15 protein-coding genes and 1 pseudogene are annotated in these 15701 nt (G+C 57.1%); 12 read left to right on the forward strand and 4 right to left on the reverse strand.

Annotated features, from left to right (window positions below):
• The first annotated feature begins 127 nt into the window (after positions 1-127).
• From rpoD to ribD, 8 genes are all read left to right on the forward strand, one after another.
• A complete protein-coding gene (gene rpoD, locus QZ517_RS01535) occupies positions 128-2122 on the forward strand; it encodes an RNA polymerase sigma factor RpoD (protein ID WP_294220964.1) in 1995 nt (664 codons plus the stop codon).
• Positions 2123-2125: 3 nt separating this feature from the next.
• Positions 2126-2410: an HlyU family transcriptional regulator gene (locus QZ517_RS01540; RefSeq protein ID WP_294220967.1), complete on the forward strand. Its 285-nt coding sequence runs from the start codon at positions 2126-2128 to the stop codon at positions 2408-2410.
• 140 nt (positions 2411-2550) lie between these two features.
• Positions 2551-2976, forward strand: coding sequence for a hypothetical protein (locus tag QZ517_RS01545; protein ID WP_294220970.1), 426 nt, complete (start codon positions 2551-2553; stop codon positions 2974-2976).
• A 69-nt stretch (positions 2977-3045) separates the two neighbouring features.
• Positions 3046-3468: a hypothetical protein gene (locus QZ517_RS01550; protein ID WP_294220975.1), complete on the forward strand. Its 423-nt coding sequence runs from the start codon at positions 3046-3048 to the stop codon at positions 3466-3468.
• A gap of 21 nt (positions 3469-3489) precedes the next feature.
• Positions 3490-3915 (forward strand): hypothetical protein, encoded by a 426-nt coding sequence (locus QZ517_RS01555; RefSeq protein ID WP_294220978.1) that lies wholly within the window; start codon positions 3490-3492, stop codon positions 3913-3915.
• Positions 3916-3928: 13 nt separating this feature from the next.
• A complete protein-coding gene (locus tag QZ517_RS01560; protein WP_294220981.1) occupies positions 3929-4345 on the forward strand; it encodes a secondary thiamine-phosphate synthase enzyme YjbQ in 417 nt (138 codons plus the stop codon).
• Positions 4346-4573: 228 nt separating this feature from the next.
• The gene (gene nrdR / locus QZ517_RS01565) at positions 4574-5041 is read left to right on the forward strand and encodes a transcriptional regulator NrdR (protein WP_283425268.1); all 468 of its coding nucleotides are present in this window, start codon (positions 4574-4576) and stop codon (positions 5039-5041) included.
• A 2-nt stretch (positions 5042-5043) separates the two neighbouring features.
• On the forward strand, positions 5044-6153 hold the full coding sequence (gene ribD, locus QZ517_RS01570) for a bifunctional diaminohydroxyphosphoribosylaminopyrimidine deaminase/5-amino-6-(5-phosphoribosylamino)uracil reductase RibD (RefSeq protein ID WP_366765993.1): 1110 nt from the start codon (positions 5044-5046) through the stop codon (positions 6151-6153).
• A gap of 3 nt (positions 6154-6156) precedes the next feature.
• Here ribD and QZ517_RS01575 read toward each other — a convergent pair whose 3' ends face one another.
• The 3 genes from QZ517_RS01575 to QZ517_RS01585 all read right to left on the reverse strand — a co-directional run bounded on the left by QZ517_RS01575 (position 6157) and on the right by QZ517_RS01585 (position 10689).
• Positions 6157-8163: a capsular polysaccharide biosynthesis protein gene (locus tag QZ517_RS01575; RefSeq protein WP_294220991.1), complete on the reverse strand. Its 2007-nt coding sequence runs from the start codon at positions 8161-8163 to the stop codon at positions 6157-6159.
• 2 nt (positions 8164-8165) lie between these two features.
• The gene (locus QZ517_RS01580) at positions 8166-9254 is read right to left on the reverse strand and encodes a polysaccharide biosynthesis/export family protein (RefSeq protein ID WP_294221183.1); all 1089 of its coding nucleotides are present in this window, start codon (positions 9252-9254) and stop codon (positions 8166-8168) included.
• A 142-nt stretch (positions 9255-9396) separates the two neighbouring features.
• Entirely contained in the window at positions 9397-10689 is a 1293-nt protein-coding gene (locus tag QZ517_RS01585; protein ID WP_294220993.1) for a capsular biosynthesis protein, read from the reverse strand.
• Between the two features lie 150 nt (positions 10690-10839).
• Between QZ517_RS01585 and QZ517_RS01590 the strand changes: the two genes are divergently transcribed.
• The gene (locus QZ517_RS01590) at positions 10840-11430 is read left to right on the forward strand and encodes a riboflavin synthase (RefSeq protein ID WP_294220997.1); all 591 of its coding nucleotides are present in this window, start codon (positions 10840-10842) and stop codon (positions 11428-11430) included.
• A 240-nt stretch (positions 11431-11670) separates the two neighbouring features.
• Positions 11671-12219, forward strand: a pseudogene (sigZ, locus tag QZ517_RS01595) (RNA polymerase sigma factor SigZ); the annotation flags it as partial.
• Between the two features lie 6 nt (positions 12220-12225).
• Here sigZ and QZ517_RS01600 read toward each other — a convergent pair.
• On the reverse strand, positions 12226-13473 hold the full coding sequence (locus tag QZ517_RS01600; RefSeq protein WP_294221000.1) for a membrane dipeptidase: 1248 nt from the start codon (positions 13471-13473) through the stop codon (positions 12226-12228).
• 149 nt (positions 13474-13622) lie between these two features.
• Here QZ517_RS01600 and QZ517_RS01605 point away from each other — a divergent pair, with 149 nt between their 5' ends.
• Together QZ517_RS01605 and ribB are read left to right on the forward strand one after the other, a co-directional pair.
• Positions 13623-14339: a glutathione S-transferase family protein gene (locus tag QZ517_RS01605; RefSeq protein ID WP_294221003.1), complete on the forward strand. Its 717-nt coding sequence runs from the start codon at positions 13623-13625 to the stop codon at positions 14337-14339.
• 240 nt (positions 14340-14579) lie between these two features.
• On the forward strand, positions 14580-15701 hold the full coding sequence (gene ribB / locus QZ517_RS01610; RefSeq protein ID WP_294221006.1) for a 3,4-dihydroxy-2-butanone-4-phosphate synthase: 1122 nt from the start codon (positions 14580-14582) through the stop codon (positions 15699-15701).

The following is a 15701-nucleotide window of genomic DNA, read 5'->3' on the forward strand; positions in this document are numbered from 1 at the left end:
TCCCTTACGGCGCAGCCTTGTAAGCAACACATGAAGAAAACGGACGCGGTGGGGTTGCGAATCACCCTATTGCGGGGTTGATTCGGAGCCAGCGAATCACCTTAGCCCGAACTTGCAGGAGCATTGAATGGCCGCCAAGGACACCGACGACCAGAAGCCCGCCGATCAGGACGCCGAAATCTCGCTCGATATGAGCCAGACAGCCGTCAAGAAAATGATCGCTGAGGCCCGGGAGAAGGGCTACATCACGTACGATCAGCTGAACCAAGTTCTGCCGCCTGATCAAGTGAGCTCCGAGCAAATTGAAGACGTGATGTCGATGCTGTCTGAAATGGGCATCAACATCATCGAAGACGAAGAAGAAGAAGAAGAGGCAAAATCCACCGCAGTTGTGGATACGTCTTCGGCCAATCGCGGCGTGGCTGTTTCCAGCGGCGCTAACGAGAAGCTGGATCGTACCGATGACCCGGTGCGCATGTATCTGCGCGAGATGGGCTCGGTTGAACTGCTGAGCCGCGAAGGCGAGATTGCGATTGCCAAGCGCATTGAGGCTGGCCGCAACACAATGATCGCCGGTCTGTGCGAAAGCCCGTTGACCTTCCAAGCGATTACAATCTGGCGTGACGAACTTCTGTCTGAAGATATTCTGTTGCGCGACGTGATTGATCTGGAAACCACCTTTGGCAACCAGATGGGTGAAGACGAAGAGGAGGGCGAGTCTACGCCTGTGGCCGCTGAAGCTGCCAATGTGACCTCGGCGCCGAAATCGGAAGACGGACAGCAGGAACTCGACGCTGACGGCAATCCAATTGCCAAAGACGACGACGATGATGATGAAGACGAGCAGGCCAACATGTCGCTTGCAGCGATGGAAGCCGCGCTGAAGCCGCGCGTGCTGGAAACGCTGGATGTCATTGCCCGCGACTTTGCGATGCTCTCGGATATGCAGGATGCACGGATTTCTGCGACATTGAATGAAGACGGGTCTTTTTCCAAAAAAGACGAAAGCATCTATCAAAAGCTGCGGTCCGAGATTGTGGAGTTGGTGAATGAACTTCACCTGCACAACAACCGTATCGACGCATTGATTGACCAGTTGTACGGCATCAACCGCCGCGTGATGCAGATCGACAGCTCCATGGTGAAGCTGGCCGACCAAGCGCGCATCAACCGCCGTGAATTCATCGAAGCCTACCGTGGTCGCGAGCTGGATCCAAACTGGCTGGACGACATGTCGTCAAAATCCGGTCGTGGTTGGCAGATGTTTATGGAGCGCTCCGTCGACAAAGTGACCGAGCTGCGCAACGACATGGCGCAAGTGGGTCAATACGTTGGTCTGGATATCCCGGAATTCCGCCGCATCGTGCAGCAGGTTCAGAAGGGTGAAAAAGAGGCGCGTCAGGCCAAGAAAGAGATGGTCGAGGCCAACCTGCGTTTGGTGATCTCGATTGCCAAAAAATACACCAACCGTGGCCTGCAATTTCTTGATCTCATTCAAGAAGGTAACATCGGCCTGATGAAGGCGGTGGACAAGTTTGAATACCGTCGCGGGTACAAATTTTCCACTTATGCGACTTGGTGGATCCGTCAGGCGATCACCCGTTCGATTGCCGACCAAGCCCGTACCATCCGTATTCCTGTGCATATGATTGAGACGATCAACAAACTGGTGCGGACCTCACGTCAGATGCTGCACGAAATTGGCCGCGAGCCCACGCCAGAAGAGCTGGCTGAAAAGCTGCAGATGCCACTGGAGAAAGTCCGCAAGGTGATGAAGATCGCCAAAGAGCCGATCTCTCTGGAAACCCCAATTGGGGACGAGGAAGACAGCCAGCTGGGTGACTTCATTGAGGACAAGAATGCTGTGCTGCCGCTGGACAGCGCCATTCAGGAAAACCTCAAAGAGACCACAACACGGGTGCTTGCGAGCCTCACACCACGTGAAGAACGTGTTCTGCGGATGCGTTTTGGCATTGGCATGAACACTGACCACACTCTTGAAGAAGTTGGTCAGCAGTTCAGCGTGACGCGGGAACGTATTCGTCAGATTGAAGCCAAAGCTCTGCGCAAACTGAAACATCCAAGCCGTTCGCGGAAGCTGCGCAGTTTCCTGGACCAGTAAGCGATGTCGTTGTTCAAAAAACTTTTCGGTGGTGGTGACAGCAAAGATGCTGCCTCCGAAAAGACTGCTCAGCCGGTGGAGTATAAGGGGTTCCAGATCACCCCTTGTCCAATTTCGGAAAGTGGTCAGTTTCGCATCTCTGCGCGAATTGATGGTGTTGTGAACGGTGAGGCCAAAAGCCACACGTTGATCCGGGCGGATGTAATCCGCGATCATGGCGAGGCTGTTGAGGCCTCAATTGGCAAAGCAAAACAGATGATTGATCAGATGGGTGATCAAATTTTCTGAGTGTATCTAGGGTGATGGCCCGGACATATGCAGTAAACGTGACCAGGCCAGCAGCTTTGCTGGCCTTTTCTCTTGCGCCATTTGCAGGTAGGTTGATCTTGTTCACCACGTTGGGTGGACGACAACCCCAGAGTTTTTTGATGAAACGATTTTCCGCTTTAGCGATTTTTCTAGTAGCTGGCTGCTCCGAGGCAGGTGGTTTGGGCACCAGTGATTTTACAACTGTCGGCAATATTCGAGTGAATCAGGTGTCTGCGGATGTTTTCGAAGTGGCTCCAAGGCCTGGCGGTAATCCAACGGCGCAGTTGTGGTGTGGGGCTGGAAACTATGCAGGGCAAGTGCTAGGCGCGCCTGCGGGCGCAAGAGTTTATGTGGTTGGTGAAGCGGGACCTGGTGTGACCAGCGACGCGCGCGACACAGCGCAATTCTCCCTAAAACCTGCGGGGCAGGCGGTTGGGGCCACGGGACGCAACGGGACGTTTGGCCCTCGCATTGGTGAAGATGAATTTGTGGCTGATGCGCGCCGGTATTGCCGTATCATCGGCGACCCTTTTGCCGTTTTCTAAACCCGCCGCTCAGTTTTCCCGACATGGGATAAACTCCCTGGCTAGCCACTACGGCAATGGAGAAAAAGAATGAAGACACTCCCAGTATGTATGATGGTTGGCTCCCTGGTGCTGAGCGCCTGCATGGATGCCAGCGGAGGCGGCGGATTTGTCTCACGTGGTGGCGTACAAGTGACGCCGGTGAACGCTGACGTTTTTGAAGTGGGCGTGCGGCCCAATGCCATCGAGGCTAATTTTTGGTGTGCAGCGGGCGATTACGCGAGCCGCCGTCTGGGGGCGCCCAACAATGCGCGGGTATACGTCGTCGGTGGCACCGGGCCAGGTACGGTAACGGCCAATCCCGAAACGGCGCAGTTTTCCCTGAAGCCTCCGCAAGTTGCACAGGGTGCCACCGGTCGATCGGGCCGTTGGGGGCCTCGGTTAGGCGCGAGCAAATCAGTAGGATCCGCTCGGCAGGACTGCAACATCGATCAGAACAGTTTCTGGTCCTAAAGCCTGACGGTTGGGGGTGTTATGAAACATGAGGTTCTCACCGGGATTTCTGCGTTGTCGCTCTTGTCATTAGTTGCGTGCCAGACCGGAGGCAGCGCGGCGTTTACGGCGCGCAACGGGGTGCGTGTGAATCCGGTGAATACCGATGTGTTTGAGGTGATTGCACGGCCAAATGGCCGGAAGTCCGATTTCTGGTGCGGAGCGGGCTCCTACGCGAGCGGTGCGCTTGGGGCACCAGACAATGCGCTGGTTTATACTGTCGGTGGGGCTGGGCAAGGCGTGACCATGAAAAGCCCAGATGCCGCGCAGTTTTCTCTGAAGCCACCGGAGCAGGTTTCAGGGGCCACAGGGCGGGCAGGTAACTGGGGGCCAAGTGTCGGTCAGGCAAACAGCGTTGGTCGTGCGCGCAACAGCTGCGCTCCGCCGCGCAACAGCGACACCAGCTAACAGGCAAATGCCAATGCAGACAGAGTTTCAGATATCCACCCGTGGGCCAGCGCTCTACGAGTTTACACAGGATGTTGCGCGTTGGGTCGCCCAAAGTGAACGTTCAGGATTGTTAACGCTGTTTGTGCGGCACACCTCCTGTAGTTTGCTCATTCAGGAAAATGCCGACCCGGAAGTGCAGACCGATTTGCAAAATTTCTTTCATCGGTTGGTGCCGCCAACAACAGACCCAGCGATGCACTACCTGACGCATACCTATGAAGGCCCGGACGATATGCCGGCTCATATCAAAGCGGCGATGATGCCTGTGTCGTTGTCGATCCCAATCACGGATGGGGGTTTGGCACTGGGAACCTGGCAGGGAATTTACCTGTTTGAACACAGGAATGCGCCGCACACCAGGAGTGTGACGGCGCATTTAGGTGCATGATTGGAAGACCGTCAGGTCTATGAAAGTGATATAGCGGCGTGTTGAAAAATCATCAGGGGGAAATCAAAGCGTGGCTTCCCAGTATCGCCTATCTTGGGGTGGCTTTTTGCCTCTACCCAAAGAGTTGTAGCTCTCCTATAGTGCCTGTGGATAACTTGGGAAAATACCCAACCCACGCCGTAACCTATTGCGGCACAGGCAAAGAGCAGTTGGAACAAGGGGAAGTCTATGCGCTGTCCGTTTTGCGGAAACATCGACACTCAGGTGAAAGATTCACGGCCTGCGGAGGATCACGTTTCGATCCGGCGCCGGCGGTTTTGTCCAGCATGCGGCGGACGGTTTACCACTTATGAACGCGTGCAACTGCGTGATCTTGTTGTGGTGAAAACCAACGGTCGTCGCGAAGACTTTGACCGTGACAAGCTTGAACGCTCGATCCGCATCTCCATGCAGAAGCGCCCAGTTGAACCAGAGCGCATTGATCAGATGATCAGCGGCATCGTGCGGCGACTTGAAAGCATGGGAGAGACGGATATCCCGTCTAAAACCATTGGTGAGATTGTCATGGAAGCCTTGGCGCGGATTGATACCGTGGCCTATGTGCGCTTTGCCAGCGTCTACAAAAACTTCCAAGCGGCCGATGATTTTGATAAATTTGTAAGCGAACTGCGTCCCGACCAATCTCCTGAGGAGTAAACGTGACTGATCGCCGTTACATGGCGTTGGCCCTCTCGATGGGCCGGCGCGGTCAAGGTGTCTGCTGGCCAAACCCGGCCGTGGGCTGCGTTATTGTGAAAGATGGACGTGTTGTTGGCCGCGGCTGGACCCAGCCAGGTGGGCGTCCACACGCGGAACCCGTGGCGCTTGCTCAGGCCGGACAAGCCGCGCGTGGGGCCACTGTTTATGTAACGCTTGAACCTTGTGCCCATCATGGACAAACGCCGCCGTGTGCAGAGGCGCTGATCGCGGCCAAGGTTGCTCGGGTTGTTGTCGCGGTCGAGGATAGCGACGCGCGGGTGTCTGGTCGTGGCTTGGCGATGCTGCGTGACGCGGGCATTGAGGTGACCACCGGTGTTCTGGCGGATGAGGCCGCGCGGGACTTACAGGGGTTCTTCCTAAAAACCGATCTTGGCCGCCCGTTTTTGACATTAAAACTGGCAACCACTTTGGATGGACGGATTGCCACTGCAACGGGTGAAAGCCGCTGGATCACCGGGCCGGACTCTCGGCGGGCAGTACATGGCATGCGTCTGCGCCATGACGCGGTGATGGTTGGCGGCGGCACCGCGCGGGCGGATGATCCGACTCTGACAGTGCGCGAGTTTGGCGAGGTGGCGCAGCCGGTGCGGGTGGTGGTCTCGCGACGGTTGGACCTGCCTTTGATGAGTGTCTTGGCGCAGACCGCGAAGGACGTCCCGTTGTGGCTTGTGCACGGTGCGGACGCAGATGTGTCATTGCAGAAAACCTGGCGCGACCTTGGGGCAGAGTTGTTGCCCTGTCCGTTGGATGGTGTGCATTTGTCCGCAAAAGGTGTGCTGGAGGCGCTTGGGAAACAAGGGCTTACGCGCGTGTTCTGCGAGGGAGGCGGGGCGCTGGCCGCGTCGCTGATGGCGGCCGATATGGTGGATGAGTTGATCACCTTTTCCGCAGGTGTGGTGATTGGCGCGGAAGGTCATCCGGCGATTGGTGCGATGGGTTTGGCACGTTTGGGCGAAGCGCCGCGATTTGACTTGGTGTCACATCAGCACATGGGGCAGGACATCATGAGTGTCTGGCACCGCATCGAAGCGCAGCGAAACCCGCGCTAACGTCTAACGCCAAAGCGATTGATAGCTGGCAAAGCGGCCCTGTAGTTTGGACAATAAGCGATTGCCCCAGCTTGGATGGGGGATTTCGCCAGATGCCAATCGGTCCAGTGCAACTTCGACAGAGCAGGGTAGGCCGGATACCGGATCTCGGTAAAGCGGATAGTCAATGAGTGCTGCGTGTATGAGGCCTTCGAGACTGCTTTGTGCGGTGCGGCGCGCGGGAACATCGCCGCGATCATCCGTCAGCCCCCAACCTGAATAAAATGGTGCGCCAAGCGTGGTGACCTTGCGACCGTGCAAGAGGGCTTCAAACCCGGTGAGAGAGGTCATGGTCCAGACTTCATCAACCTTCTCTAGAAGAGGTGCCATATCGGCTTGATCCAGCACTATGTCTGCATAGGTTGCGGCCTCTTCAGGAGGAATTTGGCCCTTGCGCAGGCCTGCTTCCACGTCGGGGTGCGGTTTGTAGAGAATACGAGCCGTTGGGTTGGCTGCACGTGTGGTTTTCAGAAGGTCGAGGTTGGTTTTGATTTTGGTGGTGCCGGTGAGGATAGACGCGTCGTCCTCGACTTGGCCGGGCACGAGAATGCGGTGACCTTCGGGGAGATCAAAGGTGGCCCCGCCGAGGTTGTACTTGGTAATGCGATGCTTTTTCAGCGACTTGGTCAGTCGCTCCACCCGTAGCTGCTGATCTGGTCGCAGGCTGGTGCGTTGGCAAATCAGGTGCTCCAGGCGGCTTTCCTGGTTGGGGTCGTAGTAGATGCCGAGGTCGTCGCAGACCAAGGACATCGGGGGGACGAGTTCTGCGCCAAGGCCGCGGGAGCGTAAGAAGCCATCCTCGATACGGGTGGCGCCATCTGGGCCCTGCTTGCTGGCCCAGACCATAGCGGGACGGGTAGATTTGCGCTTGTCAAAGGTGAGCGCTTTGTGGCGGCCAAAGAAGCTTTGCAACGGTTTGCGCTTCCACAGGCGCATGCCAAAGGCGTTCCACCCGTGACGATCCTCGCGCCAGGTACGGGTTTGGGCGGCAAGCTGTTCTAGGCTGTCTTCGAGTTCGCAAAGTCGGTCACGGCAGGGATCATACCAGGTCGGGTAGAGGATCATCGCGGCGGCAAAGAGCTGAGCCCGAGTCAGGCGGCGTTGGCGGCGGTAGATCGGAAATTCGTCTTGGGTGAGCTCCCATCCAGCGTAAAACGGCTGCCCAAAGACGCGGGGCTTGTGACCTGCAAGGATGGCTTCAAAGCCAAGTTGGGAGGACACTGTATAGACGGCAATGGCGCCCTCTAAAAGCAGCCACGGGCTGATTGCGTCGGTGTAAAGGCGCACGTTGTCACGCGTATCTTTTTCGCCATAGTACCCTGCGCGTGCGCCGTGTTGGGTTTCTGGATGGGTCTTGATCAGGACGCGTGCGCCGGGATTTTCTTCCTGCGCCATCACCAGCATTTCCTGAAAACGCAATTTGTCTGCGCCGCTGGCAGTTACGGCGGCATCGTCGCGGGTTTGATCGATGACCAGAACATAACCCGGATCGGGGGGCGGCAGGTGTGGATCGACTGCAGCGTATTTGGTGAGATGGGATTCCTTGAGGCGTTCAATTGCGCCGCGCGCTCGGTTTAGAAGTGCCGTGTCATCCAGCGGTTCATGTTTAAGAAGCTTTTCCAAATCAGAGGGTTGGCTGGGATCAAAGTGCGGGCAGGTGGTGTCGATCATCAAGCCGATGGGAGGCTCTTTGCCAACCCGGCCAGGGAAGAGGGAGCGCAGGAAGGCATCTTCGACGTAGAGCTGAGATGCGCCGGTTTTCTGAGCCATTGCATGGCCGCGATGGGCGGTGGGGCTGTTGCCCCAAATGGCAATTAAGTCCTCTGGAGTGGGGCGGCCGAAACGGAGGTCATAACCAGCAAGAGAAAGAATGCGGCGCAGGCGTTTTTGAAAAAAGAAACCGCCGTTGAATGCAAAAAGCCGCCGGGGGTCGTCGCCCCCGGCGGTTTGATTTTCAGAATGGTTCTGCACGTTTAGAGACCGCCGAGGCTGCTCAATGTGTCAGCAGATGTCAGAGTACCCGTGACCGCTGAGATGGTTTTATCCCATGTCGTGATTGGGGCTTCGGTCACATAGAGCGTGTCGCCGTCTCGGATGATGAAGTCGCGCGCCATGAACATGCCGTTTGGCTTGGTCAGGTCGAGCACATAGACCATGCGCTGTGCACCGGTGAGGTCTTTGCGGCCCAGCACGTTATTGGCAACTTTGTCTGCCTCGTTGCGAAAGATGAACACGCCGGTTGGGTCAGAGCTGGTCGGGGTCAAACCGCCAACCTGCGCCAAGGCTTCAATGGCCGACAGATCTTTGGTGAAGAAGTTTACACGGCTTTGGGTGCCGGTGGCGCCAAGGGCTGTAAAGGCGCGGGTGTCTTCTTCGACCAGAATGCGATCCCCGCCGCGCAGGGCGATGTCGAGTTTCGGATCGTCGTAAAGATCCTGAAACCAGATGTGACCGGTTTCTTTGCCACGCAAAACGGTGATCTGGGCGATCTCTGGCACGATGGTCACACCACCGGCCTGCGCCAGCATGGTGGAGAGTGTGCGGGTCGGGCGCTCGATCGGGTAGACGCCTTGTGCACCAACAGCGCCAACCAAAGACACGGTGGCACCGTCACCAGCAGCCCGGCGGACTTCGACTTGTGGATCAGGTGTTTGTTCCTCGAGTTTTGCGGAGATGATGCGGCGAATGCCTTCAGGCGTGTTGCCTGCGGCACGGATGCGGCCGGCATATGGAACAAAGATAAAGCCAGCGCCGTCGACCTGAACTTCTTCAAGCACGGCAGCCACTTGGCCTTCCGGACCCAAAAGCGGTTTGTCGACGTTTTCCCAAATGGTCAGCGCCAGAATGTCGCCGGGTCGAATCGTGTCAGATCCAAGTTGGCCTGCGTTCTGGAAACCGTCAGAGAAGCCAAGTGCGGGCACTACGGCGGTGGCACGGGAGACGCGGTCGTTCACGGCAACAATGAAGGCGTCGCCTTCTCGCTGCACAGAGCCTGCGTAGATTTCGCGTTTGTTGGGGCCGGAGCGCGGCACAAGGCTACACGACGCCAAAACGGTCGCCATAGTCAGCACGACGGCGCACTTCCCCACTCGGGATGCAAAGGATTTCACTGCTCGGTCTCCTCGACCTGATTATTCTGCCTCAGTTTTTTGAGACAACTTACAGAAATCCTAACCAAAAATCCAGCGCTAGACCTTGTGGGGGTCACTTCACAAGCCGCAACTGTTGCCTTGGTGCCGCTGTGCCGGCGGCGAGAGCCTGGTACGGATCATCATCTGACAGCATCATATCGACCACTTGACGCAGCAGACGGCGGCGGCCACGGGCGGAATAAAACCCACCAGGAACTTGACTGGTTTCAAGCAGATAGCGGCGATAGGTCTTGTAAGCGCGGCTGTCGGGCCGGGTCGCGGCAGAGAAGAAATCCGTCAAAGATTGCGTGCTGACAAACTCCGGCTGGTTATAAACTGCGTCGCCAAAAGCTTTGATCGGGATGCCGCGCCAGAGCACCTGTTGCGCAGCAGTGGAGTTCACTGTGACAGCGGTGCGGGTGTCGTTCAAAAGTTGCGCCAGCTTGCCGCCACGCACGTAGTGCACACGGTTTTCAATGCCGTAAGATTTGGCCAATCTGCGAATTTCCTTGCGCAGAGGCACGCGGCCATCTTCGAGCGGGTGCGCTTTGAACACCAGATGATGATGTTTGGGGGCGCTTTCCGCAAAGTTCTCGATCACCAACGACAGAAAGTCGGTCATGGTGGCAAACGGCGAATGTTTCTGAAAGCTGCTGTCATGTTCAAGTTGCAGCAACGCGAGGTGATACGGAAAACCGCCGTAGCGAATGCGCAAAGTGGCGATGCGGCGTTGAATGGCGAGAAAAGGCATCAGCAGAAGGCGTTGTAAATACAGCTGAAATTCGCGTGTGACCGAGAGCGCTCGGTGCGGGCGGAAATTGCGAAACTTGCGGTTGGTGAACATCACAAACCAGTGATACAGGGCGCCGTAAAACACGTGATGGCGCATGTCGCCCCAGTGCCCCGGAGGCATAGGAGTTTCCATATCGGAGCCTTCCAGCGCCTTTTCCATCTGCGCAAGGTTCATGGTCATCAAACGGGAGTTTCCGTTGGAGCCGCCGCGCTCGTACGTCACCCAGTAGGGCCGCAAATAGCCTTCTTCAAAGACATGTACGCGGATGCCCGCATCTTTGGCGATCTCCACCGCTTGGGCATGGATTGGACGCACGTCACCGTAGAGGACAATATCAGTAACGCCTTTGTCAGACAGGATATTTTTGTAGGTCTCAGGCCAGGCCTCAGGCGTACCTAGATAGGGAATAAAGCTTTTTTGATGTGGCCAGAACGCGCGATCTCCAGCGTTAAAGCCAACCCGCCAGACCGTGGCATCAGAGCGTCGCAACATGCGTGCCAGCGCTGCAAAAAACGGCCCGTGCGGGCCTTGCAGGAACAAGAACACTTTGTTGTCGCCGGTCGGAATTGTCATAACGCTCAACCCTATACGCCTTCTGTTAAAGGAATGTTAGACCAACGCCGTGGCAAAATTATGGTCGCCATCTGCCAGGCTATGGACAGCTTGTCTTGATGCGGTTCGGGCTGTAGGACTTTGGCAGATCACAGCTATGGAGCGCGGCCCGTGTTTACTGGAATTATCACTGACGTTGGCGAAATTGTTGCGCTGGAGCAGCGCGGCGACCTGAAGGCACGCATCAAAACGGCTTATGACACCAGCGGCATTGAACTGGGCGCGTCGATTGCCAGTGAGGGGGTTTGCCTGACCGTTATCGCCTTGGGTGACGATTGGTATGATGTTGAAATTTCAGCGGAAACAGTCTCCAAAACCAATCTTGGTGATTGGAGTGAAGGCCGGGCCGTGAACCTTGAGCGGGCACTGAAGGTTGGTGACGAGCTGGGCGGGCATATCGTGTCTGGGCACGTTGATGGTGTGGCCGAGATTGTTGCTATGACCGATGAGGGTGACAGCACGCGGTTTACCTTTAAGGCACCGGAAACTCTGGCAAAGTTCATTGCTCCCAAGGGATCTGTGGCGCTCAATGGCACGTCTTTGACGGTGAATGAGGTGGACGGCTGTGACTTTGGTGTGAACATCATTCCACACACCAAAGATGTCACCACCTGGGGCAACGCCAAGGTCGGTGATAAGATCAACCTCGAGATCGACACGCTGGCGCGCTATGTGGCGCGGCTGTCGGAGATGTCGTCTTAAGCCACCGAACGGCGGTGGCAACGCGTCGGTATTACGGCTGTATCGCAGCTGTTTTGCGGAGGTGCGTTTTTGGCGCCTGTTGCATGGGCCGCCTGCGTTAAGACTTGCAAGGCGGGGGGGCAGCCCGCAGACCCCCGAGGTATTTTTGGAGTGAGAAAGCAAGGCTGCGCTTTGGGCGGCGGCCCTTGCAGTCTTTTGTCCGACGCCCCAATTTTGAGTTGAAAGACGCGCGAGGCAGATAACATGCAGCTGGATCAGATTTGGCAGGACTACAGCGGCGCCTTGCGCGGCTTTCTGCGCAAGCGGGTGGCCAATGAGGCGGATGTGGAAGATCTGTTGCAGGACATCCTGATCAAGACCCATGCGCATTTGTCCGACGTGCGAGACCCAGCGGCGCTTCGGGCTTGGCTGTTTCAAGTGGCGCGCAATGCGACCATTGATTTCTACCGCGCGCGCGGCAAGGCGCGGGCCGTTGATGCGGATGACCTTTGGTACGGCGACGCCGAGGAAGCAGGGGCGCTGCGGGAGTTGGAGGGCTGCGTGAGCGTGTTCCTGTCCGCTCTGCCAGAGCAAGATGCCGAATTGTTGCGGGCGGTGGACCTTGACGGACGACCGCAGAAAGACGTCGCGACGGAGATGGGGCTGGCCTACAGCACGCTCAAGTCCCGGGTGCAGGCCGCGCGGGAGAAAATGGCGGATCAGTATCGGGCGTGTTGTGCGATGGAACTGGGCGCCAGGGGAGAGATCCTAGAGGCGACGCCCAGAGAAAAGCGCTGTGGCGGTTGCTGAGCTGGATCAGCGGTTGAAGAACTTGCCCTCAAGTTCCTGACGCAGGCGCAGGCGTTCCGGGTATTCTTGCAGGAACTGCTCTGGCGGTTTGCCTTCCCAGACCTGGGCAAAGACCCGCATCTTGTTGCCGCCGTAGATTTTGGCGAGGTCTTCGTTGGTATAGCCGCGCGCCCAGAGATCGTCGGTCATGGCGGCGAGCATTTTGGCAAGTTCGCCATTGCCGGTGGCGCCTTTGTCAAACGCGTCAATCATATAGCCGCCATCATTGTACATATCGGCATTGGCTGTGGCGAAAGCGACCACAAGCTCGGTGGAGAACATATCGTCCGTGGCGATACCCACATGGTCCACGCCAACCAGTTTCACATAATAGTCGATCATGTCGGCAGCTTGCGCGGGGGAGATATCATCTGGCCAAATGCCATCCAACATCCACTCGGTAAACGTCGGTGAGATGTAGCCGCCAGATTTTGCCGCTCGCAGGGCTTCGTCATCCGGAATGGCGCGGTAGCAGCCTTGCGGCGTGGCGTTGGGTTCATTTGTGTAAAGGCCCGCCGGGACCGAGTGGGTGTAGACGTAGGGCACGCCGGGGTAGGTTTCATCCATGTAGTCCATGGCGTCATTGGCGGTTTTGGAGCCGGTGTGGCTCAGATCAAGCAAGATGCCAAAGCGCACCATTTCGTCGATGACTTTTTTGCCCCAGGGGGTGAGGCCAATGTCGCGGCCGTTTTGAGCAGCCAATTGGCCGGAGCCGGTGCGGAAGATGTCGTTGTAGGCCAGGATCATGGATTTTACGCCAATGTCCTTGAGCGCGGCCATCTTTTTCAAGTCACCGTTGAGAATGGTTGCGGTCTGACTGTTCCAGATCACGGCGGTTTTGCCTTGAAGATGCGCGGCTTCGATGTCGCGGGTTTCATTCACGATCAGGTAGTTTTCCGGCTGTTGCGCCATGGCGGCGCGGAAGTGGTAGTGCTGCTCCAGAAAGGTCTCCCAGGACTGGTCCGCGGCGGCCAGGGTCATTTCGTGGCCGGTGATGCCGTTGTCCCGCGCCCGTTGGAAGTAGGTGTGCAGTTGCTCATATTCAGTCCAGCCGGTGCCGTAGGGACTGGCCAACATGCCAAGCACAATGGTGTCTTTCACAAACTGCGTGGCCTCCGGACTGGCCTCCCAGGTTTTGCTTTCTTCGCTGCCCAATGCGGGCAAGGCCAGACAGGCGGCGGTCAGGGCGGCAAAAGACACGGTGCGCAAAGACATGGGGCTCTCCAATAAATATGTGAAATTTGAACGTAGTATGCGGCGGGATGGCGATAAAACCAAAGGGGTTCGGAAAAACTTTGCGAAACTTGTCGTCTTTTTCCACTCTCCCGCGTCTTCAGGTCAAAGAGATCAAAAGGACACAGACAATGATCAAAATTGTGAGCTTCAAAATCTGCCCGTTTGTGCAGCGAGTGACTGCGCTTCTGGAGGCCAAAGGGCTGGACTATCAGGTCGACTACATCTCGCTGTCGGACAAGCCGCAGTGGTTTTTGGACATTTCGCCCAACGGGCAGGTGCCGGTGATGGTGACCGAAGGCGGCGTGGCGCTGTTTGAGAGTGAGGCCATCATTGAATACATCGAAGAGGCCTATGCACCGCTAGAAGCGAATGTCTCGCTGGAGCAGAAGGCGTTGAACCGCGCGTGGTGTTACTTGGCGGCCAAGAACTACCTTGTGCAATGTGGCACCATGCGCAGCCGGGATGCGGAGACCTTGGCGGAGAAGTCGGCCAAGCTGGGCGCGGCGTTTGACAAGATCGAAAAGGCACTTGGGGACGGGCCGTTTTTTGGCGGTGACCAGCTTGGGGTCGTGGATATTGCCTGGCTGGTGCTGCTGCACCGGGCGCAGATCATCAAGGACCACACGGGGTATGATTTCCTGGACGGTCGTCCAAAAGTGCAGGCCTGGCAGGCGGAAATCATGGCGACTGGGCTAGCGCAGAAAGCCGGGGCGGAGGACTTTGAGGCGGCCTTCATCAATTTCTATCTGGCGGACGTGACTTATCTTGGGCGTGGCCTGAAAGAGGAAGCGCCACAAGTGGCCGCCGCGGGTGGCTGTGGCACCGCAACCTCAGGATGTTGTTAGGCTTTCTCTTTCCGCAAATACCTCGGGGATGAATTGGCATCGCCAAAAAGGGGCAGCGCCCCTTCACAGGCTCAGCGCAGGCTGAGCCTGTCTTCAAGATCAAAGCGCAAGCGCTAACATCCCGGAAGCTCTGCATGTGCGCACAGTGTCGTTGCGTTTTTGAGCCTTCGGGTGTCGTGGCTGCACTTTTATTTATGGCCCGCATGGTCTATCTCAGCCGCAACACAGCGGAGACAGCCCATGTCCTTTGAAAATCCCGGCCCCGTCGAGCAAAGCCTGCGTGACGCGATCAGCCCCATTGAAGAAATCATCGAAGAGGCTCGTCAGGGCCGCATCTATATTCTTGTGGATCATGAGGATCGCGAAAACGAGGGTGACTTTATCATCCCGGCTGAATTTGCGGATGCGACTGCGATCAATTTTATGGCCACGCATGGCCGCGGGTTGATCTGTCTGCCGATGACAGCAGAACGCATTGACCATCTTGATCTGCCGATGATGGCGGTAAACAACTCGTCGCGGCATGAGACAGCTTTCACTGTATCGATTGAGGCACGTGAAGGTGTGAGCACCGGGATTTCTGCTGGCGACCGGGCGCTGACCATTGCCACAGCAATCAATGAGCAGAACACCATGGCAGCTTTGGCAACACCGGGGCATGTGTTCCCGCTGCGTGCCAAACGTGGTGGGGTGCTGGTGCGGGCAGGGCATACTGAGGCCTCCGTTGACATTTCCCGTCTGGCAGGGTGTCACCCAAGCGCAGTGATCTGTGAGATCATGAACGACGACGGCACCATGGCGCGTCTGCCAGAGCTGGTTGAAGTGGCCAAGAAACATGGCCTGAAAATTGGCACCATCAGCGATTTGATTGCCTACCGCTCGCGTGTGGACAACGAAGTGGTTGAGACCTCGCGCGAAACAGTGGCGTCGGAATACGGCGGTGACTGGGACATGCGGATTTTCACCGATCAGATCCACGGCATTGAGCATGTGGTGATGATCAAAGGCGATATCACCACACCGGAGCCGGTGTTGGCGCGGACCCATGCGTTACATGAGGCCAGCGACGTGTTGGGGCTAGGGCCGAAGTCTGTAAACGAGCTTCCAGCGGCGATGCGCAAAATTGCCGATGAGGGGCGGGGTGTTGTCTGCCTGTTCCGCGAGGTGCGCCACAGCCTCTATGCCGAAGAGGATGAAGGCCCACGCACGGTGAAGCGCACCGGTCTGGGCGCGCAAATCCTGTCCAATCTGGGCTGCAAAAAGTTGATCCTGCTGACAGACAGCCCACAAACAAAGTATCTTGGTCTGGACGCTTACGGGCTGTCCATTGTGGGCACCCGCCCGATCCTGACGGAGGAATAA

This window comes from uncultured Shimia sp. (assembly GCF_913054185.1).
Classification (GTDB): Bacteria; Pseudomonadota; Alphaproteobacteria; order Rhodobacterales; family Rhodobacteraceae; genus Shimia.

Coding starts and splice junctions, on each gene's coding strand:
- nrdR (WP_283425268.1), top strand. CDS start 4,574: ATGCGCTGTCCGTTTTGCGGAAACATCGACACTCAGGTGAAAGATTCA.
- QZ517_RS01545 (WP_294220970.1), top strand. CDS start 2,551: ATGAAACGATTTTCCGCTTTAGCGATTTTTCTAGTAGCTGGCTGCTCC.
- QZ517_RS01605 (WP_294221003.1), top strand. CDS start 13,623: ATGATCAAAATTGTGAGCTTCAAAATCTGCCCGTTTGTGCAGCGAGTG.
- QZ517_RS01555 (WP_294220978.1), top strand. CDS start 3,490: ATGAAACATGAGGTTCTCACCGGGATTTCTGCGTTGTCGCTCTTGTCA.
- ribB (WP_294221006.1), top strand. CDS start 14,580: ATGTCCTTTGAAAATCCCGGCCCCGTCGAGCAAAGCCTGCGTGACGCG.
- QZ517_RS01550 (WP_294220975.1), top strand. CDS start 3,046: ATGAAGACACTCCCAGTATGTATGATGGTTGGCTCCCTGGTGCTGAGC.
- QZ517_RS01560 (WP_294220981.1), top strand. CDS start 3,929: ATGCAGACAGAGTTTCAGATATCCACCCGTGGGCCAGCGCTCTACGAG.
- rpoD (WP_294220964.1), top strand. CDS start 128: ATGGCCGCCAAGGACACCGACGACCAGAAGCCCGCCGATCAGGACGCC.
- QZ517_RS01540 (WP_294220967.1), top strand. CDS start 2,126: ATGTCGTTGTTCAAAAAACTTTTCGGTGGTGGTGACAGCAAAGATGCT.
- QZ517_RS01600 (WP_294221000.1), bottom strand. CDS start 13,473: ATGTCTTTGCGCACCGTGTCTTTTGCCGCCCTGACCGCCGCCTGTCTG.
- QZ517_RS01580 (WP_294221183.1), bottom strand. CDS start 9,254: ATGGCGACCGTTTTGGCGTCGTGTAGCCTTGTGCCGCGCTCCGGCCCC.
- QZ517_RS01585 (WP_294220993.1), bottom strand. CDS start 10,689: ATGACAATTCCGACCGGCGACAACAAAGTGTTCTTGTTCCTGCAAGGC.